The sequence below is a fragment of the Candidatus Methylomirabilota bacterium genome, assembly GCA_027293415.1.
In the GTDB taxonomy this organism is placed as follows: Bacteria; Methylomirabilota; Methylomirabilia; order Methylomirabilales; family CSP1-5; genus CSP1-5.
Genome location: JAPUFX010000138.1, coordinates 1 through 5419, shown reverse-complemented (window position 1 = coordinate 5419; position 5419 = coordinate 1). Strand labels below are relative to the sequence as shown.

At 59.0% G+C, this 5419-nt stretch carries 6 protein-coding genes; all 6 read left to right on the top strand.

Annotation, left to right across the window (positions count from 1 at the left end; translation table 11 throughout):
• On the top strand, positions 1-1350 hold a 1350-nt coding region (locus O6929_10255), incomplete at its 5' end, for an FAD-dependent oxidoreductase (protein ID MCZ6480769.1).
• Positions 1351-1483: 133 nt separating this feature from the next.
• Positions 1484-2602, top strand: coding sequence for a Xaa-Pro peptidase family protein (locus tag O6929_10250; GenBank protein MCZ6480768.1), 1119 nt, complete (start codon positions 1484-1486; stop codon positions 2600-2602).
• Between the two features lie 91 nt (positions 2603-2693).
• Positions 2694-3908 (top strand): IscS subfamily cysteine desulfurase, encoded by a 1215-nt coding sequence (locus O6929_10245; protein MCZ6480767.1) that lies wholly within the window; start codon positions 2694-2696, stop codon positions 3906-3908.
• A gap of 36 nt (positions 3909-3944) precedes the next feature.
• Positions 3945-4265: an iron-sulfur cluster assembly accessory protein gene (locus tag O6929_10240; GenBank protein ID MCZ6480766.1), complete on the top strand. Its 321-nt coding sequence runs from the start codon at positions 3945-3947 to the stop codon at positions 4263-4265.
• 49 nt (positions 4266-4314) lie between these two features.
• Positions 4315-4848: an NADH-quinone oxidoreductase subunit B gene (locus O6929_10235; protein ID MCZ6480765.1), complete on the top strand. Its 534-nt coding sequence runs from the start codon at positions 4315-4317 to the stop codon at positions 4846-4848.
• 74 nt (positions 4849-4922) lie between these two features.
• Positions 4923-5419 (top strand): 2-oxoacid:acceptor oxidoreductase family protein (locus O6929_10230; protein MCZ6480764.1); only part of this gene is annotated, 497 nt, incomplete at its 3' end.

The window sequence follows — 5419 nt, the reverse complement described above, 5'->3', positions numbered from 1 at the left end:
AATCCGGTCGACCGAGACGGTCGGGCTCGACAAGATCGAGATGTCTTATATTGGGGGGTAGAATACGAACTGCACGTTGGCCGAGGTGATTCGGGAACAGATGGAGTACCAAGAGACGGTGACAAGTCAGAAATGTTTTCGCTGCGCCTTTCTCATGGAACCCCTTTTGGCAGATCGGTAGACGTCTGCGTCATCGGGGGAGGCGTTGTCGGGTGTAGTATCGCCTACCATTTGGCACGGAATTCCCGTCTCAAAATTCTTCTGCTGGAACAAGGACACCTTGGCAGTGGCTCTACGGGCCGTTCGGCGGGGGGTGTCCGGCGCCAGTTTCTTACCGAGATCCATATTCGACTTTCGATCGAAAGCCTGAAAATGTTTCACACCTTTCGGGAGGAGATGGGGTGGGATCCTGACTTCCGGGAGGCCGGCTATCTCTTCCTTCTCAGCACCGACGAGGAGCGAACCTTGTTTCGAAGAGGCGTGGAACTCCAGAGGCGTCTCGGGGTTTCCGTAGAGATCCTCTCCCCTTCCGAGATCCAGCGCCTTGTCCCGTGCCTCCGAGTCGACGACCTCCTCGAAGGGACCTACACCGGGGGAGATGGGTACGCCTCTCCCTTTCAGGTAGTCTGGGGCTATGGTGAGAGGGCGCGCGATCTCGGGGTCCAGATTCGTGAGGGATGTGCGGTCACTGGCGTGAGGGTTCAGGGAGGCCGGGTCCAGGGGGTGCGGTGGTGTGATGGTGAGATCGCCGCGCCGGTGGTGATCAATGCCGCCGGAGCCTATGCTGGTCTTGTCGGACAGATGGCGGGAGTGGAGGTCCCGGTTACTCCGTGGAGGCGTCAGCTCTTTGTCACCGCCCCCGTTCCTGACTTTGCCCGAGAGGTCCCAGTAACGATCGACGTCCAGCGAGGCTGGTACTTCCGGCGAGAGGAGGGAGGAGCCCTTATCCCGGCACCAACCGATCGGCACTCGAGTTTCAATACGGCAGTCGACTGGGAAATCGTCCCGGAGGTCCGGGCTGCATGTGCACACCGGGTCCCGGTCCTGGCAGAGGCAGAGATCGTACGGGGGTGGGCGGGTCTCTACGACATCTCTCCCGATAACCACCCTATCCTTGCGGAGAGTGAAGTTCAGGGATTCTTTTTGGCGTGTGGCTTCAGTGGCCACGGCTTTATGCACGGGCCCGTGGCTGGAAAGCTCATGGCCGAATTGATTTTGAACGGCAAGACGACAGGAATCGACATCTCGCCGCTCTCGCTCCAAAGGTTTCGCGATGGAAGGGTGAATCAGGAGCCGATCACGATGCACGGAGTTACGGACTTCCGTAATCCGACGACCGACGACCGATGACCGACGACCTATTGACGGTTCATAGTTCGTGGTTCATGGTTCATGGTAGAGATCGGAATATAAGCCTTTGGACCCTGAACCCTCAACTCTGAACCCTGAACCATCAGCTGTGAGCCATGAACCGTGAACGGCTATGCAAGAAGCACTTCTAATTATTGCGGCCAGTGAGCGGGACGCCGACCTGTACTACGCCACTCGTTTCCTGGCCCCCGATCCGTTTCCGTTTTTTCAGATCGGGACAGAGCGGGTCATTATGGTGAGCGACTTAGAACTTGGCCGGGCCAAGAGCCAGGCAGCCGTCGAAACGATTCTTCCACTTCAAAGGTATGAGGACCGGGCGAGGGAGCGAATCAAGCAGTCGACCCTTCTCGACGCGGTCGATGAGGGGCTCAGGGAGCGGCGGGTCCAGCAGCTCCTGGTTCCGGGAAACTTTCCCACCGAATACGCGGACAAGCTGCGGAGCCGGGGATATGAGGTCCGAGTGAAGGAGGGCGCCTTTCTTGAAGAACGGCTGGTCAAATCAGACGTCGAGGTTGGATGGATTGCCGAGACGCAGCGTCTGGCTGAAGAAGCGATGGAAATTGCTATCCAGGCCATCCGGGAGGCCGAAATCCGCGGAAACGAGCTGTATCGAGCAGGCGAGCGCCTGAACTCGGAAGGGGTGAGAAGGCTGATCCACCACGCTTTGCTCGACCGCGATTGTTTTGCCGAGCACACCATCGTGGCCGGGGGTGAGCAGGGCAGTGACCCGCATCATGAGGGGACAGGTCCACTCCTGGCCCATCGGCCCATTGTCATTGATATTTTTCCCCGTTCGAGCGGGACCCGCTACTTCGCCGACATTACCCGGACGGTGGTCAAGGGACGTGCCTCTTTGCGGGTGAAGCAGATGTATGAGGCAGTTCTTGAGGCGCAGGCGCAGGCGGTTGCCCTCATCCGGCATGAGGCCGACGGGGTCGCAATTCATCAAGAGGTAACGGCAGTTTTCGAACGCTTAGGCTTTTACACCGCAGAGGCAGATGGGCGAATGCAGGGATTCTTTCACGGAACTGGCCATGGTCTGGGTCTGGAGATCCACGAAACCCCTCGAATCGGAAAGCGGGGAGCGGTCCTGCGCGCAGGAAATGTGGTGACCGTCGAGCCGGGCCTCTATTACTCAGGGGAGGGTGGAGTGCGCATCGAGGACGTTGTGGTGGTGACCGAGACCGGGTGTCGGAACCTCACTCAGTTTCAAAAAGTATTGGAAATATAAGGGGAGAGTGGTCCCAATCACCTTGACAGGACCCCCTGATTTCCCTATAATCACTACTAGTACCCACCAGTAAGTAATCAGCGAGGTAGGGATGGATGTGAAGCTTCCGATTTACATGGATTATCATGCCACGACCCCTGTAGACCCCGAAGTCATGGAGGCAATGCTCCCCTATTTTCGGGAGCACTTTGGCAATCCCTCTTCGCGAACTCACGTCTTCGGGTGGACGGCTGAATCCGCTGTCGAGAAGGCGCGAGAGCAGATCAGCCACCTCATCGGGTGCAAGCCAATGGAGGTTGTTTTCACGTCGGGGGCCACCGAATCGAACAATGTGGCACTTAAGGGGGTTGCGTGGGCTTACCGGGACCGGGGAAACCACATCATTACCACAGCCATCGAACACCATGCGGTCCTCGATGCGTGTGGCCGTCTCGAGAAGGAGGGTTTTGACGTTACCTATCTTCCGGTAGATCGGAGCGGGCTCGTGGATCCCTTCCATGTGGAGGAAGCGATCACAGATCGGACCATCCTGGTGAGCGTCATTGCTGCTCATAACGAGATTGGTACCGTGCAGCCCCTCGCTGAGGTCGGTCGCATTTGCAAGGCTCGGGGCGTGCTGTTTCATTCTGATGCGGCTCAGGCCCTCGGGAAGATTTCCTTGAGGGTAGATGACATTCAAGCAGACCTGGTTTCGTTCTCTGCTCACAAGCTGTACGGCCCCAAAGGGGTAGGGTCCCTGTATTGCCGGATGAACCGACCGGCGGTGAAGCTTGTCCCCCTCTTTGACGGTGGCGGTCAAGAGCGGAGCCGCCGTTCAGGGACTCAGAATGTCTCGGGGATCGCAGGCTTCGGGAAGGCTTGTGAGGTTGCCTCCCGGGTGATGGCCGAGGAGGGGAAACGCCTGACGGAACTGCGGGAGTATTTGAAATCTGAGATCTTTCGACGGATCGCTGGGGTGTATCTTAATGGGCATCCGGAGCGGCGGCTGCCGGGGAACCTCAACCTGAGCTTTGCCAGGGTGGAGGGGGAGGCTTTACTGCTCAGTATGAAGGACGTGGCCGTCTCCTCGGGCTCGGCCTGCACCTCGACCACCATGGAACCCTCCTACGTCCTTCTTGCCTTAGGGGTACGGGATGAGCTGGCCAGGGCAAGTATCCGATTTGGCCTGGGGCGCTGGAGCACCAAGGAGGAGGTCGATTATACGGTGCAGAAGTTGACAGAGCGGGTGGAGCGGCTTCGCGCGATGTACAGTGGGTGGCCGGCCACCAGAGGACGCAACGTCAGTGTTCAGGATACATCAAGCTAGTCTGCGGCACGAGGACTACGAGGAGGTAGAAGGGCAATGATTACGGTATCGGCAACAGCAGTATCGAAGCTCAAAGACCTCATGGCCCAGGATGGGATCGAGGGCCAGGGGCTGCGCGTCCGAGTAAGGGGGGGCGGATGCTCCGGATACGAGTACCAGCTTGCCTTCGATACCCCCCGGGAGGGGGATCAGATCGTCGAGCAGGACGGAGTCAAGGTAGTGATAGATCCGAAGAGCCTACTGTTCCTCACCGGATCGGAGATCGATTTTGGCGACGGGTTGACCGGGGCAGGCTTCACTATCAAGAACCCGAACGCCAAAGGGTCCTGCGGCTGCGGGCAGTCCTTCCAAGCCTAAGAACCTTTCGGGCGAGGGCCTCGACCGGAGGTGTGTGGTGAAGCTTGAGCTGCTCGACGGTGATGAACAGCAGTCCGTCGAGGAGGAGGTCAAGCGCGGCATCCTCTTCACGACCGTGGAGAAGATGCTGAACTGGGCCCGCCGTTCCTCGCTGTGGCCTGTCACTTTTGGGCTCGCCTGCTGCGCCATCGAGATGATGGCCACGGCCGCCTCTCGATTTGATCTTGCCCGATTTGGGGCGGAGGTCTTTCGCGCCTCGCCCCGCCAGGCGGACCTGATGATTGTCTCCGGCCGGGTCAGTAAGAAGATGGCCCCAGTGCTGCGGCGGATCTACGATCAGATGCCCGAGCCCAAATGGGTGATTGCCATGGGGGCCTGTGCCTCCTGCGGAGGCATCTTTAACGACTACGCCATCGTCCAGGGAGTGGACCAGATCGTGCCGGTGGACGTGTATGTCCCTGGGTGTCCCCCCCGTCCTGAACAGTTGATTCATGGTATTATGTTGTTGCAAGACAAGATTACAAAGGAGCGTCACCGGACGGAAGATTTGATGAGCCTGCCCTGGCGCCGCCAGAAGGCGTAATCCGACGGGGGCGTTCCGGAGGTGCAACGGGTGGCGGGACCTGCCGGAAATCCTTCACGCGGAAGGAGAAAATCATGACAACGCAAGCGGGGTTTCCACCACATCCAACCAAGGTGCCCAAGCGCCACGAAGAACTGGAGGAGGTGGTAATCCGCTTCGCCGGGGATTCGGGCGATGGGATGCAGCTCGCCGGCATGCAATTCACCAACGAGACCGCCGTGGCGGGCAGTGACCTTGCGACGCTGCCCGATTTCCCCGCTGAAATCCGGGCGCCCCCCGGGACCCTCTTCGGGGTGAGCGGCTTTCAGATCAATTTCAGCAGCCACGATATCTTTACGCCGGGAGACAACCCCGATGTCCTGGTGATGATGAACCCGGCAGCCCTCAAGGTGAACTTGCGGGATCTGAAGCCGGGCGGGATCATCATCGTGGACACCGCGGAGTTTACCGAGAATAACCTGAGGAAAGCCGGCTATGCCACCAATCCCCTTGAAGACGGCTCCCTCGTGAAATACCAGGTCTTCCCGCTGGATATCACCAATATGACCTTACGGGCGCTAGAGGGGCTGAA